Source organism: Actinoplanes sp. NPDC051343, from assembly GCF_044455125.1.
Lineage (GTDB): Bacteria > Actinomycetota > Actinomycetes > Mycobacteriales > Micromonosporaceae > Actinoplanes.
In genome coordinates this window covers 23,872-41,478 of the sequence record NZ_JBITEL010000026.1, presented here as the reverse complement: position 1 = coordinate 41,478, position 17,607 = coordinate 23,872, and the positions used below count along the sequence as shown (strand labels likewise).

Annotated in this window: 13 protein-coding genes; 10 read left to right on the top strand and 3 right to left on the bottom strand. The window is 64.4% G+C overall.

All coding sequences use genetic code 11. The annotated features are described in order from the left end of the window. Positions 1–14: 14 nt before the first annotated feature. Positions 15–620: an NUDIX domain-containing protein gene (locus ACIA5C_RS46605; protein WP_396067422.1), complete on the bottom strand. Its 606-nt coding sequence runs from the start codon at positions 618–620 to the stop codon at positions 15–17. A gap of 681 nt (positions 621–1,301) precedes the next feature. Here ACIA5C_RS46605 and ACIA5C_RS46600 point away from each other — a divergent pair. The 3 genes from ACIA5C_RS46600 (at position 1,302) to ACIA5C_RS46590 (ending at position 4,525) form a co-directional block, all read left to right on the top strand. Then, positions 1,302–2,429: an FAD-dependent monooxygenase gene (locus ACIA5C_RS46600; RefSeq protein ID WP_396067419.1), complete on the top strand. Its 1,128-nt coding sequence runs from the start codon at positions 1,302–1,304 to the stop codon at positions 2,427–2,429. 382 nt (positions 2,430–2,811) lie between these two features. Next, a complete protein-coding gene (locus ACIA5C_RS46595) occupies positions 2,812–3,048 on the top strand; it encodes a helix-turn-helix domain-containing protein (protein ID WP_396067476.1) in 237 nt (78 codons plus the stop codon). A gap of 769 nt (positions 3,049–3,817) precedes the next feature. After that, complete coding sequence (locus tag ACIA5C_RS46590) at positions 3,818–4,525, top strand: alpha/beta fold hydrolase (RefSeq protein WP_396067416.1); 708 nt, start codon at positions 3,818–3,820, stop codon at positions 4,523–4,525. 219 nt (positions 4,526–4,744) lie between these two features. Here ACIA5C_RS46590 and ACIA5C_RS46585 read toward each other — a convergent pair whose 3' ends face one another. Continuing rightward, entirely contained in the window at positions 4,745–6,049 is a 1,305-nt protein-coding gene (locus ACIA5C_RS46585; protein ID WP_396067474.1) for an FAD-binding oxidoreductase, read from the bottom strand. An 82-nt stretch (positions 6,050–6,131) separates the two neighbouring features. Here ACIA5C_RS46585 and ACIA5C_RS46580 point away from each other — a divergent pair, with 82 nt between their 5' ends. After that, entirely contained in the window at positions 6,132–6,935 is an 804-nt protein-coding gene (locus ACIA5C_RS46580) for a helix-turn-helix transcriptional regulator (protein WP_396067414.1), read from the top strand. 329 nt (positions 6,936–7,264) lie between these two features. Here ACIA5C_RS46580 and ACIA5C_RS46575 read toward each other — a convergent pair whose 3' ends face one another. Further along, the gene (locus ACIA5C_RS46575; RefSeq protein WP_396067472.1) at positions 7,265–8,491 is read right to left on the bottom strand and encodes an IS110 family transposase; all 1,227 of its coding nucleotides are present in this window, start codon (positions 8,489–8,491) and stop codon (positions 7,265–7,267) included. 631 nt (positions 8,492–9,122) lie between these two features. Here ACIA5C_RS46575 and ACIA5C_RS46570 point away from each other — a divergent pair. From ACIA5C_RS46570 to ACIA5C_RS46545, 6 genes are all read left to right on the top strand, one after another. Next, positions 9,123–9,977 carry an alpha/beta fold hydrolase gene (locus ACIA5C_RS46570; protein WP_396067411.1) on the top strand — a complete coding sequence of 285 codons (855 nt, stop codon included), beginning with the start codon at positions 9,123–9,125 and terminating at the stop codon, positions 9,975–9,977. An 851-nt stretch (positions 9,978–10,828) separates the two neighbouring features. Continuing rightward, positions 10,829–12,316 (top strand): MFS transporter, encoded by a 1,488-nt coding sequence (locus ACIA5C_RS46565; protein WP_396067408.1) that lies wholly within the window; start codon positions 10,829–10,831, stop codon positions 12,314–12,316. Beyond that, the gene (locus tag ACIA5C_RS46560) at positions 12,309–13,148 is read left to right on the top strand and encodes an SDR family NAD(P)-dependent oxidoreductase (protein WP_396067405.1); all 840 of its coding nucleotides are present in this window, start codon (positions 12,309–12,311) and stop codon (positions 13,146–13,148) included. The genes ACIA5C_RS46565 and ACIA5C_RS46560 overlap by 8 nt, the downstream gene beginning before the upstream one ends. 316 nt (positions 13,149–13,464) lie before the next feature. Next, complete coding sequence (locus tag ACIA5C_RS46555; RefSeq protein WP_396067403.1) at positions 13,465–14,397, top strand: PLP-dependent cysteine synthase family protein; 933 nt, start codon at positions 13,465–13,467, stop codon at positions 14,395–14,397. A 601-nt stretch (positions 14,398–14,998) separates the two neighbouring features. Continuing rightward, on the top strand, positions 14,999–15,802 hold the full coding sequence (locus ACIA5C_RS46550) for a mycofactocin-coupled SDR family oxidoreductase (protein WP_396067400.1): 804 nt from the start codon (positions 14,999–15,001) through the stop codon (positions 15,800–15,802). A gap of 745 nt (positions 15,803–16,547) precedes the next feature. Beyond that, positions 16,548–17,362, top strand: a protein-coding gene (locus ACIA5C_RS46545; protein ID WP_396067469.1) for an IS5 family transposase whose coding sequence is annotated in 2 segments (ribosomal slippage) — positions 16,548–16,878 and positions 16,878–17,362 — 816 coding nt in all. Because the reading frame shifts where the segments join, the coding sequence is not laid out codon by codon here. Positions 17,363–17,607: the final 245 nt, after the last annotated feature.

The following is a 17,607-nucleotide window of genomic DNA, read 5'->3' as shown; positions in this document are numbered from 1 at the left end:
TGCGATGCCAGCGGCTACGACCGGACTCCGTGGTCTTCATGCGCCAGCGATGGATCCCAGCGCAGCCCGGCGATCGAACCGAATCCGTATCCGGCGAGCAGGTCGGCACTACCTGGAGTCAGCACCGGCAGGTTGTCGACGGCAAACCATCGCGCCTCGAGGACCTCCCCGCCGTCGACACGCAGCGAGGTGGTGGAGGCCGGGACCGATCCGAACCAGACGGTGTCTACCCCGCCGGCGGGATGAATGATCGCGTTGGGGCAACCAGCCAACAAATCGGAAGAGGCAACTCGCACCCCGGTCTCCTCGAACAGTTCTCGGACAGCGCCTTCGACGGCGCGTTCGTTCTTCTTGAGTAGGCCGGCCGGAAGTCCCCAGCCATGGCCCGGTGGCTGACGCAGGAGAAGTAGTCTGTCGACCGCCCCGATGCAGGCGGCCTCGGAGTCGAGGATGACCACCACGGCGCCTACAAGGTATGTGGGTGCGACACAGCGTGCGAGGAGACGTCTGATTCGTGGCGGCAGCCGGTAGAAGACCTTGTAGGCGTATCCTCGCCCGCGCCGGCGCGGGCGGTGCCCGACTGTATCCCTGGGCTCGCTGGGCCCGGCTGCGTTGTCCACCGGCCTGTGGCTGTCGGATCGGTGCGTGGGTGACTTACCGAAGGACAACCGGACCAGGCTAGCGATTGCTGCCAGTTCTTTCGGCTGTTGGCGTGGAGTACGGCCCGATCTCTCCGCCTGAGCAGGTGCAGTGGCGAGCCGGAGCTTCCCCATTGTCAGGCCTTCTTTCTGCCGCGGGGGGGTAACGAAGGAAGGCGCAACGCCCTCGCAGGCTTGACGGCTCGTTGATGTCCCAGTTCAGTCTCCTGACCTTCGTTAACCAATCCGTAATGTTCTCGACGCGGGGATGGCACCCCTTTCACTTGACATTGGACATCAATCCGCAGATGTGCAGCGCGACTTGCCCCGTCAGCGGTGGCGTCGCAACAGTTACGTCATTGCCCGCGTACAGACTGTCATGTCATGAGGCCTACTCGAGGGTCGCTGCAGACACCAGGGAGAATCCCTGGCTCGAATGGCCTGCTATCCGTGCAGAGTAGCCGCATCCGGAGGCATGCAATCGGCCTTCGCCGTGCGCGCTGAGGTGCCCGATCAACGACGTTGGAACGATAGAAGCCACGTGTCGAAGGTCTCGCAGATTCCGGGCGCGGGTAGTCCGGCCCGACACCAACTCCGTTGGTTCACCAATCGTCTTCGCGACGGCGAACCGAGCACCAAGCCATTTCGAGAAAGGAAACTTGTATGACGAAAGTGCTTGTCGTGGGCGGGGGTATTAGCGGGACCGCGACGGCCCTCGTACTTTCCCGTGCCGGCTTCGTAGTGGATCTTGTCGAGCGAGATACCGTATTGCGAACGCTCGGTAGCGGTATCACGCTGATCGGCCCGGCGCTGCGGGCGTTGGATCGGCTAGGCCTGTTGGATGAGTGCCTGAGGCGGGGGTATAGCTGCAACGAGTGGGTGATGTGCGACCTGGGCGGGGAGGTCGTACAGCGAATTCCGACGCCGTCGCCCCACATGGATCTCGGGACCAAGCTGCCTGGGGTCCTCGGGATGACGCGGCCCGACCTGCACTGGGCTCTGATCGAGCAGCTCGCCACTAGTCAGGTCGCTGTACGTACAGACCTCTCACCTACCGCACTCGTGGACCATGGCGACCATGTCATAGCCGAATTCTCCGACGGCACTTGGGAGGAGTACGACCTTGTGGTCGGGGCGGACGGACTGCGATCGGAGGTCCGAAATCTGGTTTACGGCGTGATGCAGCCCCAGTTTCAGCAGCAGGCCTGCATTCGTGCTGTGCTGCCTAGACCGGCCGAGGTCGACACCGAGCTGGGCTTCGTCGGTCACCCCACTACCCACATCGGGTTCACGCCGACTCGCGCCGACAGCATGTACATGTACTGCGTTGTTCCGGCGGCCGACACCCACCGGCCGCTGCAGCACCAACTTCCTGCCATCCTGCGCGGATATCTCGAACCCTTCGGGGGCATGGGCGCTTGGGCGAGGGAGCAAATCAGCGACCCGAACCTGATCAACTACAGCTGCTTCGAGACGATTCTCGTACCGCCGCCATGGAATCGTGGTCGCACCGTGCTGGTCGGTGACTCCGCACACTGTACGACTGCGCACATTGCCGCGGGCGCAGCCATGTGCCTGGAAGACGCGATCGTTCTCGGCGAAGCGCTGACCTCCACCAGCGACATCTCGAAAGCGTTGGACGCGTACACCCAGCGGCGTTACGAACGCTGCAGGTACGTCGTGGACACCTCGGTAACCCTTAGTCATTGGCAAACTCATCCGGACACACCGGGCGCCGACCAGGAACGTCTGCGCGCGGAGGCGTTCGCCCTTCTGGCCGAGAAGACCTGAGCAGCCGGATACGCGGGCGGCATGTGCAGTCCCGCCACATCACATCGTGTCGGTAACTGAGTCCGGCATCTCTATTCCGGGCGCGGCCACCGTATCGGCGCCGCGGTTCGCCGCCCGCAGACACCCAATGCCGCACACGCATCGCTGTCGTCGGCCACCTGCCCGACCCGACCGTCGTAGGTCCGCAGCCTCTCCCGGTCTGCGGACCGCATGGGGGACCCTGGGTCTGAAACTGCTGGAGGTTGTTAACACTCGGGTCTCCTACCCGTCAGTAGGAGACAGCTTGCCACCGTCGCTCGAACAGAAGCAGGACCGCCAAGGTGCCGCACCGCCTGGCGGTCCTGCGCCACGGCGAGGAAGTCACCGATAACGTCACCCGGCCCTGCCGCTACCACGGATCAGCCGGCAGACCTTCTACAAGTGGCTACGCCGCTACCAGAACGAAGGCCTGGCCGGCCCGAGTGGCGGCTCGAGAGCACGGCATCACTGCCCCGAACGCTACTCACGCCGACATCGTCAACAAGATCTTCTATCCACGGCAGAACTCTCATTTCGGCACGCCCGCAGCCACCAGGACCAACCTATCGCCATCAACCGTGAGCCCCCGCAGCGCGCCTAATGAAAGACAGAGGCCAATAGAGGCGAACGCAGCGTCGTAGTCGGGAGTGTCGCGGCTGACGGGGTCGGCGGCTTGACCCCCGATCTCCCAATGCTCATCGATCAGAATCCGACGGGTACACGCGTTGGCGCACACCCACGACCATCCCGCAACCCTTAAGATCACCTGGACGCGCCGCCCGACACCCCTCAAAACACTCACCAAAAGGCCGCGGACGTCGAGTCGGTTATACCCAGGCCCGATCGGGAACAACGTCGGTGACGACGTGCCGCAGAAGGAAGTGTCGGTTGTAGTTTGATCCGCTCACCCGGCGCGGGAGCGCTCACATCGATGACACAACGGAGGCGCCGGACTCGGCCTGGTGATCGCTGGGTCTATCGTCCGCGCTCATGGCGGCACCACCACGGCGTCGTCGGCCGGGCCGACGGTCTGCGGTGCAGACAGGTCTCCCGACCGTCGCCCTCGCTGACCACGTGAGGCGTTCTTCGCGAGGAGGCCGTACCGATGTCCGATACTACCTGCGGCGCGAATGCTCGGTCTTACTTGCCAGCCTACGGCCAGGGTATGCAGCGGGTCTGACCAGGCACATGCCCTGGGGCGAACGGCATCTCTGCGCGGTGATGGTTGGCGAACACGCGAAAAGCAGAGAGGAATTTTGATGCCTCGCCTTAAAAAGATCCGTTCCGTGGCCATGGCAGGAGCGCTCGGTGCGCTGGCGCTTACTGCGCTTGGCCCTGCTGGGGCCGATGCCCACGGCGGGGGACGGAAGGTGGCTAAGCCTACGGTCGTTCTGGTCCATGGGGCCTTCGCCGACTCGAGCGGCTGGAGCGACGTGGTTCGGCGGCTTCAAAGCGACGGCTATCCCGTAGTCGCAGCAGCAACACCCCTACGTGGTGTGGCCTCGGACGCCCAAGCCCTGCGATCCGTTCTGAACGACGTCGACGGGCCGGTCATCCTTGTCGGCCACTCCTACGGCGGTGCCGTGATCACTGAAGCGGCCAGAGGGCACCAGGAAGTTAAAGCCCTGGTCTATGTGGCTGCCTTCCTGCCAGACAGCGGAGAGTCGATCGGTGAGTTGGTAAGTAAGTTTCCGGGTAGCACGTTGCCGGCGGCGTTGCACCCGGTGGCGGCTCCGGGAAGCGGCACCGACCTCTACATCGATCAGGCGAAGTTCCCGAAGCAGTTCGCGGCTGACATCCCGCTCCGGGATGCAAAGCTGCTCGCGGTGAGCCAACGACCGGTCGACGCGGCTTCCTTGGACGAGACAGAGACCGGGTGGCCGGCCTGGAAGACGATTCCCAGCTATGACCTGATCACTGAGGCGGACCGAAACATCCCGCCGGCCGTGCAGCGCTGGATGGCTGGACGGGCCCACGCGAAGGTCGTTACCGTGAAGGGTGCCTCGCACCTAGTGATGATCTCGCATCCGGACGCGACGGCCGCACTCATCGAGCGTGCCGCCCGCGCGACTGTCTAACTGCGCCAGACCGGCAGGAAATTTGGGGGATCCGCCGTCGGGCGGTGATCCAGGCAGCGCAGGCACGGGTAGCGGCACCCGGTGAGCATCGCGTTGGCGCGATGGGCGGCCAAAGGAGGTGACGGCCGTAATCGCGGGCCGGCAAGAGGTTTCATTGGTCGGCCGGCGTGGACGAGAGCCTCGAGTGGCTCGTCGCCCGCGCCGACCGGGGTTTGTTTTCTAGAGTTCGTGGTTGGCCTGGAATACGTGGTCCGGGTCAATCTGGTCCCGGATCGCCCGCAGCTTGTGCAAGGTGGACGCATCGAAAGCCCGTGCTGGGGCCACCTTCTCCTCCTGGAAGTTCAGGTATTCGCGGCCGCGCGACCATTCGCCAAGAGAAGTGATCACTCGCTCGGTAAGGGACAGGGTCTGTTCGGCCAGGCCGGCGACCATCATGCCGCCCGAGACCAGCTGGAACTGGCCGTCGATCGCGCTCAGGGCGCCACCGCCGGCGACCGGGCGGCCCATCGCGCCACCCAGGTGCCGGACCTCGACCGCGAGGGCCAGATCGTTGCCGGAGTCGATGCCGGCGACCTCGATCACGCGGTTGGCCGCGGCGGGCGGGAAGGCGTCGAGCAGGGTGCTCCGGCCCCAGCCGGGCGTGGGGTGTTCGGGATCCATGTGGATGCGTACGACCGCCGAAGGTGGAACTTCGGCGAAGGTGTCGACCTCGGGGGAGAGGTCCCTCAGGGCCTTCAGGTGACCTTGAGAAGTGCCCAGCGCCACGCCGTCGACGATTACCAGGCTCCGCCCGCGGAGCGGCTTCGGCACCTCGGGAATCGGAGGGAAGTTCATGTGCCGATAGGCAAGCGTCAGATCCTCGGGCGCTGAGGCCACCATCTCCGTCCATCGGCTGAGCACCTCGGGGGCATCCCGGATGTCCCAGCGCATCATGCCGGCGTAGACCCTCTTCAGCGGAAACAGGTCGAACTCCAGTGCGGTGACCAGGCCGAAGTTCGCGGCGCCGCCGCCGCGCAACGCCCAGAAGAGGTCGGCGTCGTGGTCGGCGTCGGTTCGCACCAGTGTGCCGTCGGCCGTGATCAACTCGACGGCGGTCACGGTGTTGACCGCGAGTCCCTTGGATCGGCCATACCAATTGATGCCGCCACCGAGCGTGTAGCCGACCACGCCCGCGTCCGGTGAGGAGCCGTGCAGGGCGGCGAGGCCGAGGGCGCTGGCTTGTTCGGCGATCGGGCCCCAGACGGCACCGGCGGCAACTCTCGCGCGCTTATCAATCGACATATCGGACAAACAAGAAGTCCGAACCAGCATCGAGTTACTCAGATCGCCCAACGGATGAGCGTTGTGCCCGGTGCCGAGCGGCGCCACCCGCATACCCTCCGAGGTTGCCTGCTTAACGACCTCCGCCGCCTCGGCCACGCTGGAAGGAAACGCAACCGCAGCCGGCCGCAGGTCAGCCACGAGCGCCCATGTCGTACGGGCATCGTTATAGCCGGCGTCGCCGGGTCGGAAAATCTTGGTCATGCGGCCCACCCTCACTCGCCGTGGCCGCCGTTACCAGGGGAGCGCCTCGCCCCCGCTGCGAGTGAACAGTCAGAATGGCTCAGTGAATTCGCGTGAACTGGCGTCCTTCCTGCGCGCTCGGCGGGCCGCCCTGCAACCCGACGAGCCCCGAGGTCGGCGTCGCACGGCCGGCTTGCGGCGCGAAGAGGTAGCCGCCAGGGCCGCGGTCTCGGCCGACTACTACCGGCGGCTCGAGCAGGCGCGCGTCGGACCGCCGTCGCTCCAGGTCATGGCCTCGTTGGTGCGCGCGTTGCAGCTGACTTCGGACGAGCGCGACTACCTCTACCGACTGACCGAGCGGGAGCCCCCGGTCGGCTGCGCGCCCAGCGACGTCGTAGCTCCCGCACTGCGCCAGGTCGTCGAGAGCCTGGGCGACTCCCCGGCCGCCGTGATGACCATGTTCGGCGACAGCCTGCTGCAAAATCCGGCCGCCACAGCGTTACTGGGCGATACAGCAGGGTTGGTCGGTGAGGAACGCAACACCACGTACCGCTGGTTCACCGATCCATCGTCCCGCGCCATGCACCCGGTCGAGGAGCACGAGGAGGAGGGCCGCTCCCGGGTCGCCAACCTGCGCGCCCGGGCGGTCAAGGTCGACGGCCCGAGGGCCGACCGCCTGATCGGGTTGTTACGCAGGCGCAGCGCCGAGTTCGAACGGTTCTGGCTCGAGCGCAAAGTCGCCATCTGCCGCTCCGGCACCAAGACCTTCCTGAACCCTCGCACTGGCCCGATTGACCTCGACGTGCAGATTCTCGACCAGGTCGCGGTCGGTCAGGTTCTGGTCGTGTTCACCGCCGCGGCCCGGTCGCCGGCGGCCGCGAAGCTGGGCCTGCTCAGCCGTATGTAGGTATGCGTTCGACCGGTTGAGGCCGGCGGGATGGCGACCGCCCGTGTGATTCACCATGCCCACTGTGCGGCTTTGTCGCTTCCGGTGAGACCGACTGCCCGGGTGCGGTCGGGTTCCCCACCCGGCTGCCCTCGACGGGTGCGTTGGACGCCCGTCATCGCCGATCTCACTGCCCGGCTCATCGTCGTGGGCCTGACTGGAGTCCGCCGTTTAGGTGGGTAAGGGCGACTCGATGTAGGTGTACGGTGCGGCGACGTTGCTTGAGTAGCTGCCCGGCCACCGGGCGCCTTGCCAGACGGCGAGTTGGGGGGGTGTCCCTATGGGTTTCGTCAAGCGGTGAGGGACCGGGTTTCGTAGGGAACGTTGTCTCGGAGCATGGCGAACAGGACGTCGACGCGGCGGCGGGCCAGGCAGATGAGGGCGGCGTTGTGTTTCTTGCCCTGGGCTCGTTTTCGGTCGTAGTAAACCCGCGACGGCGGGTGAGCCAGTGAAGCGAACGCGGCGAGGAAGAAGGCGCGTTTGAGCTGTTTGTTGCCGCCTTTGGGTGGATGCTCGCCGCGGATCGACAGGCCGGATCGGCGGGTGACCGGGGCCAGACCGGCGTAGGCAGCGAGATGACCGGGGGTGGCGAAGGCGGTGCCGTCGCCGACTTCGAGCAGGATCCGGGCGCCGGTCCTGACTCCGATGCCGGGCATCGAGGTCAGGACCCGGGCAAGAGGGTGCGCATCGAGCATCTCCTCGACCTGAGCAGCGACCTGGTCGCGTTGATGCAGGACCTCACGCAGGCTGTCGGCCAGGCGAGGCAGGATCGTCTCGGCGACGCTAGTGCCCGGGACGACGACGGTTTGCTCATCCAGGGCGGTCATGATCCGGTCGACAAGGCGTTCTCCCATGCGCGGGGCGTGTTTGGCCGCGATCGCCAGCAGCTTGCGACGGCCCGCTTTGCGTAGCCCGGCCGGGCCGCCGCAGCGTGACAGCAGGTCCAGGACGGCTTTGTGGCTGATGTTGTCACCGAATGCGCGTTCCAGGGCGGGATGGATCTGGACGAGCAGGCCGCGGAGCCGGTTGGTCAGCCGGGTCGATTCGCCGGCCAGGTCGTCATCGAAACCGACCAGCATGTGCAGCTCGGCGAGGGCTTCGTCACCGGCATCGACGCGGCGCAGTGTGTGCGGCAGCGTCCGGGCGGCGTCCGCAATCACGAAGGCGTCACGGGCGTCGGTCTTCGCCGATCCGGGGTGCAGGTCCGCGAGCCTGCGCATCGCCAGGCCGGGCAGATAGGCCACCTGATGCCCGCAGGCCCGGGCAACAGCGACCGGTAGCGCACCGATCGAGGCCGGCTGGTCGACCACGACCAACACGGCTCCGTGCCGGGCGAGTTTGTCGAACACTTGCCGTAGCCGGGCCTCGGTGTTGACCAGCGCGGCATCGTGCAGCCGTTTACCGGCTCGGTCGAGCGCGACCGCGTGGTGGCCCTCCTTGCCCACATCGAGCCCGAGGAACACCTGGTAATCGCCGTGCACCGCATCGCCTCCCCGGCTACGCCCTGCCTGCCCGATCACCGATCCGGCATCGACACCCGGCAGCCACGTTACGAGGAGACCTACCCCAATATTGCGAGTGGTCGTGTCCCTATCAGCGGTCCATCGACGCCACCCGACCCGGCGACAACACCCCCCGGATCATGCGTACGACAGGGGCGGTAAGTCATACCGGGCCGGGCGACCGAGCAGTCCCCGACGGGGACGATCAAAAAGGTAACGGGGCGATCGTTGATGCATTTGACATCAATCTGTAGGTGGTTGTCGGGAAATGTTCTCGTACCGCTTGCAGCGTTTCTCCGAGGCGGTGCAGCGCTGCTTCGCGGTAGCCGCGGTAGCCGCGGTAGCCGCAGCGTGAGTAGCGTTCGAGCAGTGATGCGGCGCGATCGAGCGGTCGTGCAGGCCGCTGAGGCCTTCGTCTTTGGTGGTGTGGTAGCCACTTGTAGGAACGTCTGTCGGTTGGTGCCGTAGTGGCGGAGGTCCGGGCGACGTGATCGGTGACTTCGTCGGCGTGGCGAACTACCGCCAGGCGGTGCTCAGCCTGGGCGGTGTTGCTTTTGCTCGAGCCGGCAAAGCGGCCATCCTAGAGATGCGTTGTTGATCACGGTACCCGCATTGAACGTCGGGCCGCGGCCCCCGTAGAGAGAGTGTGACAGAAGAATGGGCCAAGTTTTTTACCACTAACGACAACGTGCGCATGCACTACTTGACCGCCGGCGATGGTCCACCGATCGTGCTGATCCCGGGCTTCCGGCAAAGCGCTGCCGAGTTCCTTAAGCAGATTGACGATTTCCGCAGTGATCATCGCGTCATCGCTATGGACCTTCGCGGGCACGGCCTGTCCGAGAACACCGATCACGGCTACCGGGTTGCTCGACTAGCCGCCGATCTGCGTGACCTTCTGGAGCAGCTCGACCTGCACGACGTCTCTGTCGTCGCGCATTCTCTAGGCGTCACCGTTGCGTGGGCCTATTGGGATCTATTCGCCGGCGACCGGATCGGCCGACTCGTTCTGGTCGACCAGGCTCCGATCGCAGCCTCCGATGCTGCTCCGCCTGGACGCGCTGAAGAGCTCGGGGCCATCTTCAGCCGTGATATGGCACGGGGCATCAGGGAAGGCCTGCGCGGGCCAGACCCAGTCGCCGCCTGGCAGCCCGTGTTGAACATGATGCACACACTCGAGATGAGCGCCAAGGATCTCGACTGGATAGCGGACGAGAACGCGCTCCTTCTGCCCGAGCACACGGTTACCCTCTTCAACGACCACTACGGCAACGACTGGCGTGATGTTCCCCGGCGCATTACCGTGCCTACCCTGGTGCTTGGTGGCGCAGGAAGCTTCTTCTCGCCGACCGTCGCGCAATGGCTGGCCGCGGAAATCCCTAGCGCCGAGCTGCGCATATTCACCTCCGAGGAAAAGGGCAGCCACCTCATGTTCTGGGAGAATGCCCCACTATTCAACAGTGTCGTGCGGGAATTCCTCGAGAAGAATCCCGTCGCATGAATCGGGGGCACAGCATCCGACCGTGCTCCCGGTACTGCCACTCCCGGCTGTAGTATTGCGGACGAAGTATTCGCTGAAGTGCTCGTGCCAGATTCAGGGACATTGCTGGACGTACCGGCGGACGTGCGCCGGTTCAGCGGCTCGATATACCCAGAGCAGTGCGCTCTACCTCGGCGATTCGGCCAGCAATGCTGTTCCAGTGTGCGGCTCGGACTGCTCACACGACGTCGTAGGGTATGCCGGTTCTGGGAGGAGATCGGTGACAAGCACTCGGTCAGTTGCCGAGGGCGCAACCGTCGCGACGTGAGAAGCCGGGTGCGGGAGCCAGACAAGCGTCGGAGGGTACTCAGGGCAGGCAGGGCGGGTACGTCCCTTAAGCGGCCTATGGCCGACGCAGAGGCGGCAAACGCCGGTCTTTTAGCTCGTATGAAGATCACGAAGGTTCGGCCTCACGGCGGCCTGACACGCGCTGCCAGACTAAAACGCCGTCATGATCGGCGAGGCCGTCCCGGAGGCGTGCAACACCGGCAACACCGGCAACACCGGCAACACCGGCAACACCGGCAACACCGGCAACACCGGCAACGAATAGTGCTGCTGCGCGGTGAACCTACTGGGACCGAAGCCGTCGTGGAGGTACACACCAGTAAGCACCGCCTGAGGCGTGTAGGAGAGCCTCCAAAACCTCGTGTACGCGTCCTCGTTCCACCTTTCCAGGCGACGTGCGTCGTGCCCCAGGGCCCTCGCGTGCCCGGCATGAACGACAGCTCGCCCGAGTATGCAGTTCAGTTTTCCGCATTTCGGCGGCAACTGGCTTCGTCTCGACTTCTGCCCGCATCCGGAGCACTCACATGCCTGACTTAATCGCCGCCCGCGGCGCACCGGCCTCCCGAAGCGCCGGCCTGGCCCTTGTCGTAATTCTGTCCTGCCAGCTGATGGTCACTCTCGATGCCACGATCGTGAACATCGCGCTGCCAAGCATGCAGAACGCACTCGGCTTTTCCCCCACCAACCTGTCTTGGGTGATCAACGCCTACACGCTGACGTTCGGTGGCTTGCTCCTTCTCGGTGCCCGTTCCGGCGACGTCTTCGGGCGGCGGCGGACGTTGCTGGCGGGACTGGTGCTGTTCACCGTCGGGTCGCTGGTCGGTGGACTAGCGAGCAACGCCGGCACGATGCTGACGGCGCGTGCCGTTCAGGGCGGCGGCGCCGCTTTGGCCTCACCCTCCGCTCTCGCGCTGCTGATGACCACCTTCCCGGAGGGGCCCCGTCGCGTCCGGGCGATTGCGCTCTACACCACGATGTCAATTGGTGGCGGTGCAGTCGGCCTGCTTGCCGGCGGCATGCTCACTCAGTGGGCCTCCTGGCGGTGGGTGATGTTCGTCAACGTGCCGATCGGGTTGGCCGCCGCCATCGCGGGCAAGATCGCGATTGGTGAAACCCCGCGCAGGCTGGGCCGTTTCGACCTTGCCGGGGCGTTCTCCTCGACGATAGGCATGACCGCGTTGGTGTACGGCTTCGTCCGTGTCGCCTCCGACGGATGGAAGGACCTGCCGGCGATCTATTCGTTCGTGGCAGGCGTTCTGTTGCTGTGCTTCTTTGTCTTCGTTGAAAGGCGTGCGGCTGCACCGATCGCGCCGCTGCGTCTGTTCGCAGACCGTAACCGCGTCAGCTCGTATGTCGCCCGGATCTGCCAGTTCGCCGGCATGACCGGTGTGTTCTTCTTCCTTACCCAATTCTTGCAGGACGTGCAGCATTACAGCCCGATCCGGGCCGGCATCGCCTTCGTCCCGTTGACCCTGTTCTTGGTCATTTCAGTGACGGTGAGCTCGCGATGGATCGTCGGCCGGATCGCTGACCAGATCGTCATTGCGGTCGGCCTGCTCCTATGTACGGGCGGAATGCTCTGGCTGACGACGATCAGCGAGTCCTCCGGCTATCTCGATGTCTTCGGGCCCCTAGTGCTGTTCGGTGTCGGCATCGGTGCCGCCTCCGTCGTCCTCACCAACGTCTCCGTTTCCGGCGTCGATCCCCATGAGGCGGGTGCGGCTTCCGGCCTGGTCAACGTTATGCAGCAGCTCGGCGGAGCGCTTGGCCTCGCGGTGCTGATCACTGTCTACGGCTCCGCCGACGCCGACGGCTTCATACCCGGCGCTCGGCGCGGCTTCCTCGCCGGCGCGATGTTCCTCGCCGTCAGCGCCGTCATCGCGGCCGTCGTCATCCGTACCAAGAACGTCACGGAGACGGCCAGCTCAGCGGCTGACGTAACCCCGGACAGCCCGCTCATCCAGCCGAACGTAGGACCGGGAACCCGGAAGATGGGAGCGCCGGGTGCCTAAAACGATCGTCATCACCGGAGCCAGCGACGGAATCGGAGCCGCGGCCGCCCGACTCCTACACGCCCATGGCCACACCATCGCCATTGTCGGGCGTTCACCGGAAAAAACAATGTCCGTGGGAACGGAACTTGACTGCGACTATTTCGTCGCCGACTTCAGCCGGTTCAGTGACGTGCGACATTTGGCATCGACGCTGCTCTCCAATTATCCGCGAATCGACGTCCTGGCCAACAACGCTGGTGGAGTTTTCGGCGACCGCAAACTAACTGTCGACGGCTTCGAGAAAACGCTGCAGATCAACCATCTGTCGCCGTTTCTGCTCACTAACCTGCTGCTCCCCGCGTTGATCAGCAGCGGTGGCTCGGTCATTCAGACGACGAGCGTCGGCGCACGACTGTTCGGGCATCTCGACCTCCAGGACATGAACAACGATCGAAAATTCTCGCCCCGCAAGGCTTACGGCGATGCCAAGCTGATGAACATTCTGTTCACTCAGGAATTGCACGCCCGGTTCCACACGCGGGGACTTTCGACCGCCGCCTTTCATCCCGGCGCGATTGCGACGAATTTCGCCTCGGAGACGACCGGCGACATGCGGTTGGTGTACCACACCGCTGTGGGTCGACTGTTTCTGAGAGCACCGAACAAGGGCGCGGAGCAATTGGTCTGGCTGGCCTCCACGAGGGCAGGCCCCGACTGGCGATCCGGCGTCTACTACGAGCGCAAACGGCCGGCCAGCCGTCCGCCCCGCCAAGCCGGGGACCGGGAGCTCGCCCGCCTTCTGTGGGAGCGCAGCGCCGCGATGACCAACACTGGCCCAAGCGGCTTCTAACGAACCAACTACAGCGCCCGCTGCCCGGCTTACTCATGTCGCGTCTGCTGGACTCGAAGGGCTGTTAATCCAGCGACGTCGGTCCTGCTGAGACCGCGTCCTCATGTTGCCGGGCGTGGTGCGGGTCGCTGATTAGGCTTTGCGCCGGTCGGCAAGCTCGCCGAAGCGATTGGTGCTTGTTCGCATGAGTCAACCGAAGGCGAATAGTGATGAAGGTCGCGTGCTATGTCTCGCCGCGCGCAAGCTGCTATTCTTCTGTATGAGAGAGCAGGGTAGCGCTACTAACCGATCATCAGTATCAGTGTTGAATTCTATTGTGGACACCATCGGGGCCACGCCGATGGTGAGGCTGGACCGTCTCACTGCAGGCGCCCCCGGCTCCATCCTGGCGAAGCTTGAATACTTCAACCCTGGAGGCTCCAAGAAAGATCGTGTCGCCAAGCGCATCATCGATGACGCCGAACGGAGCGGCCGATTGAAGCCTGGCCAGGCAGTCGTTGAGCTGACGAGCGGCAACACCGGCGCAGGCCTCGCCATCGCGTGCGCGGTCACCGGTCACCCGTTCATCGCGGTCCTCTCTCGCGGCAGCTCCGCCGAACGGGCGCGCATGATTGCCGCGCTAGGTGCTGAAGTGGTCCTGGTTGACCAGCTGCCAGGCTCGGTTCTCGGGCGGGTGTCGGGAGGCGACATGGAGTTGGTCGAAGCGCGGGCCCGGCTAGTGACCGAGGAGCGTGGAGCTTTCCGATCTGATCAATTCGAGAACTACAGCAATTTCGACGCGCACTACACCGAAACCGGACCAGAGATCTGGAAGCAGACCGGCGGCGCCATCGACGCTTACGTGGACTACGTCGGCACCGGAGGCTGCCTCGGGGGCGTCACGCGCGCGCTGAAGGAGCGGCGGCCATCCATCCGGTGTTTCGCCGTCGAACCCGAGGGTGCCGCCGTTCTCGCTGGTCAGCACGTAACACAGCCCAACCACCCGATTCAAGGCGGCGGGTTCGCACGCGCCAACCTGACTCACTTGCGAGGCATCCCGCTCGACGGCCACCTGCAGGTCAGCGGTGACCAGGCTCGGGAGACAGCGCGCCTCCTGGCCATTCGGGAGGGCATCTTCGCCGGCTTCTCGGCCGGAGCAAATGTCGCCGCGGCCTTGCACCTGCTCAGAACTGACCTGCCTGGCGCCAGCATAGCGGTGATCATTCCCGACTCGGGCCTAAAATACCTGTCCACCGACCTGTGGGATTAGCCGGGCCGTTCGTGGTGCCGTGACAGAGTGGCCGACCTATGCGCATACCGTCCGCAGAAGGTCAACCTGCGCGCGCCTCGCTCGATGAGTTCCGCTGGTTCAAGGAATGTTCACCGCGGCGACGCAGCATTCCTGCACGATTCCAATCCGACCTAGGCCCGACACGACTGATGCTGAACGTTTAAGAGACGCTTGCCCGACACCTACATAATTGGGACCGCAGTGCCTCGGTGCACGGTCCCGGCGCAAGGGACAGCTAGGTCCCAAACTAAGCGTCATCAGCGCTCACTCTCGACCTTCATAGCAATGAACTTGTACCCCGAGGTTCAATCATCGGTACCAATGAATGTGTTTGATGCTCGAAAAATCAACCGGCTAGGAACGCAGGTTTCGGTACAGCTCCTGCAGTTACCGCACCCAACGGCCCGGTACCCGGCAAGCCGACTTGGGCACAGCCGTCCCGGCCTCTTGCCGACGGGGTTCAATAAAGATAAGCCCTTGAGGCCGATGACTTTCGACATACTCGTACACCAGCGCACGAATGAACCGGGCCGGCTCAGATCCGTCGAAGAGATGTATCAGTTCCCAGCAGGAGGTCACCATGGGACGGGTTTCAGGGAAAGTAGCGCTGGTTACTGGGGCGGGCCGCGGGCAAGGACGCAGCCACGCGATCCGACTTGCCGAGCAAGGCGCCTCCGTCGTCGCTATCGATATTTGCGCACCGATCGACAGCATCGCCTATCCGATGGCGACTCTTGAAGACCTGCGGGAAACCGAGCAACTGGTGCGTGATCTCGGCAGCGAAATCATAACCGTCACTACCGACATCCGAGACCGGCAGAAGCTGAAAAGCGGAATCGACGACGCCGTGCAACGACTGGGCGGCCTGGATATCGTAGTTGCGAACGCAGGTGTCGCGGCGCTTGGGAAATGGGACAGCTTCACTGAACAGCAATGGGACGCAGTCGTCAGCGTCAACCTGACCGGTACCTGGAACACGGTGACCGTCGCCGTACCGCATCTGATCAAACGCGGCGGTGGATCGGTGATCGTAACCAGTTCCGCCGCCGGCCTCGTAGGGCTGCCATACCTGCTCCCCTACGTCGCTTCGAAGCACGCTATCGTCGGGCTCGTGCGAGCGCTCTCCAACGAGTTGGCCGACGAGAACGTCCGCGTAAATGCAATCTGCCCGACCGGTGTATCGGGCACCGGCCTGGCGAAGGACCTCGACCCGACCCTGATCGACTCCAACGAACGACTCAAAACGGCATGGCTGAATGCGATGCAAGTCGAACTCATTTCGCCGCTGGACGTCAGCAACGCCGTGCTGTATCTCGCGTCCGACGAGTCCCGCTATGTGACCGGTATCGCTATGTCCGTCGACGCCGGAATGGTCAATCTCTGAAGTTCCGATTGCACGAGACTTCGCCGGTGCGTTCCCCGTGTTCGCACCGGCTGCACGCTGGACACCGGCCGCCCCAGGAACGGGGCGACTCAGCCATGTGCTCGTTACGGATCGCCAACCTCGAGCTGCGGTAAGCGGGAATGTCGGTCACTAGCACAGGGAAGGTGCCCGCCTGCGGAACTCCAGAGGCCGGCGGCATCGCGCGCGACCGGCTCCTTAGCTTGCACCAAGCGGACTTTCAGTTTCGCAACAGGCTGGCAACGTGGACGCTTCGTCGAGTACCAGCATCGCCGGTCCACCGTTCGCCGAGGTAATCGGCGACGAAGTGACGGACCCTTCCCATCACCGCGAGGGTGTCCCACGAGACGGGCTCCAGCAGCCACTGCACCCGGTCCAGGGTCGCGCTCCCGCCAGACCCGCCCAACGCCCAGCAGTTCTTGCGGGGACCGTCACTGAGCAGTCCCCGCACGTGCCTACCCGCCTGCACCGAGGGCTCCCAACGCGTGAATGCACAGCCAGGTGGTTTCATGTGCAGTACGAGCAGGTGACCGACCTGCATGACTTCGACGCAGCCGAGGATGCGGCCGAACTCGTGACTTCTTAGCCAGCCATTGGGCCGGGTTGGTCACCGGCGAAGACATCAAGGTCCCGGTTGGTTTGGTCATGTATTAAAGCTCCTAACACGATCTGCTGAATCGACGATGATCAGCATTGCGAGGTGAAGATCAGTCTCGTTTCGCTCGTCGTGGGCAGGCCGTGGGACGTTGATGACTCGTTGTGGGAGCTGATCGAGCCGCTGTTGCCGCCGTGGCCGGACAAGTCTCCGGGTCCGAGGCCCGTACCGGACCGGCAGTGTTTGCAGGGCATCTTGTTCGTGGTGCACACCGGGATCGGCTGGGAAGACCTGCCGCAGGAACTTGGGTTCGGTTCCGGGATGACCTGCTGGCGGCGGCTGCACCGCTGGACCGAGGCGGGAGTCTTCGACCAGATACACCAGATCCTGCTTGCGAAGTTGAACGCGGCGAACCGCATCGACTGGACCAGGGCGGCGATGGACGGTAGTCACATCGACGCGAAAAAGGGGGCGCTGGAACCGGCCCGTCGCCGGTCAACCGGGCCAAGCCCGGCTCCAAGCACCACCTGCTCTGCGATGGTAACGGCACGCCGATCTACGTGCTGACCAGCGGTGCGAACGTGCCCGACATCAGCCGGGCGGTCGATTTGCTCGACGGCTACCCGCCGATCGCCGGCCGACCGGGCCGGCCCCGGCGGGGCTTCGAGGTCCTGCTCGCCGACAAGGGCTACAGCAGCGAAGCGTTTCGTCAGGCCTGCCGCGAGCGTGGCACCGAACCGATCATCCCGAAACCGAAGACGCCCGGCATCAAGGGCCTGGGCAAGCTGCGCTACGTCGTCGAACAGACCTTCGCGCTCCTGCACCAGTTCCGCCGGCTCGCCGTGCGTTGGGAACGCTGCCTGGACATCCACGACGGCCTCGTCAGCCTCGCCTGCGCCTTGATCTGCTGGCGCCGCTTGATCAAATGGACCGATCAGAGATCGTGATAGGGGCTTTTAGGCCATGTATCAGGTCTGAACGGACGGGTGAGCGCACTCTTCGACCGACATGCCCACCTCCGCCACTTGATCATCGATCTTGCCGCCATCTGAACCGGTGTTGGCTAGAGCTCAAGAGCTCGGACGGCCAACACGGTTCACACGATGTGACGGGGCGGGAGCCAGAGGGAATACTCAATGTGTCCCTTCCCTTCCAGGCCGGACGCGCGCGCATCTGGCGGATCTCACGATGG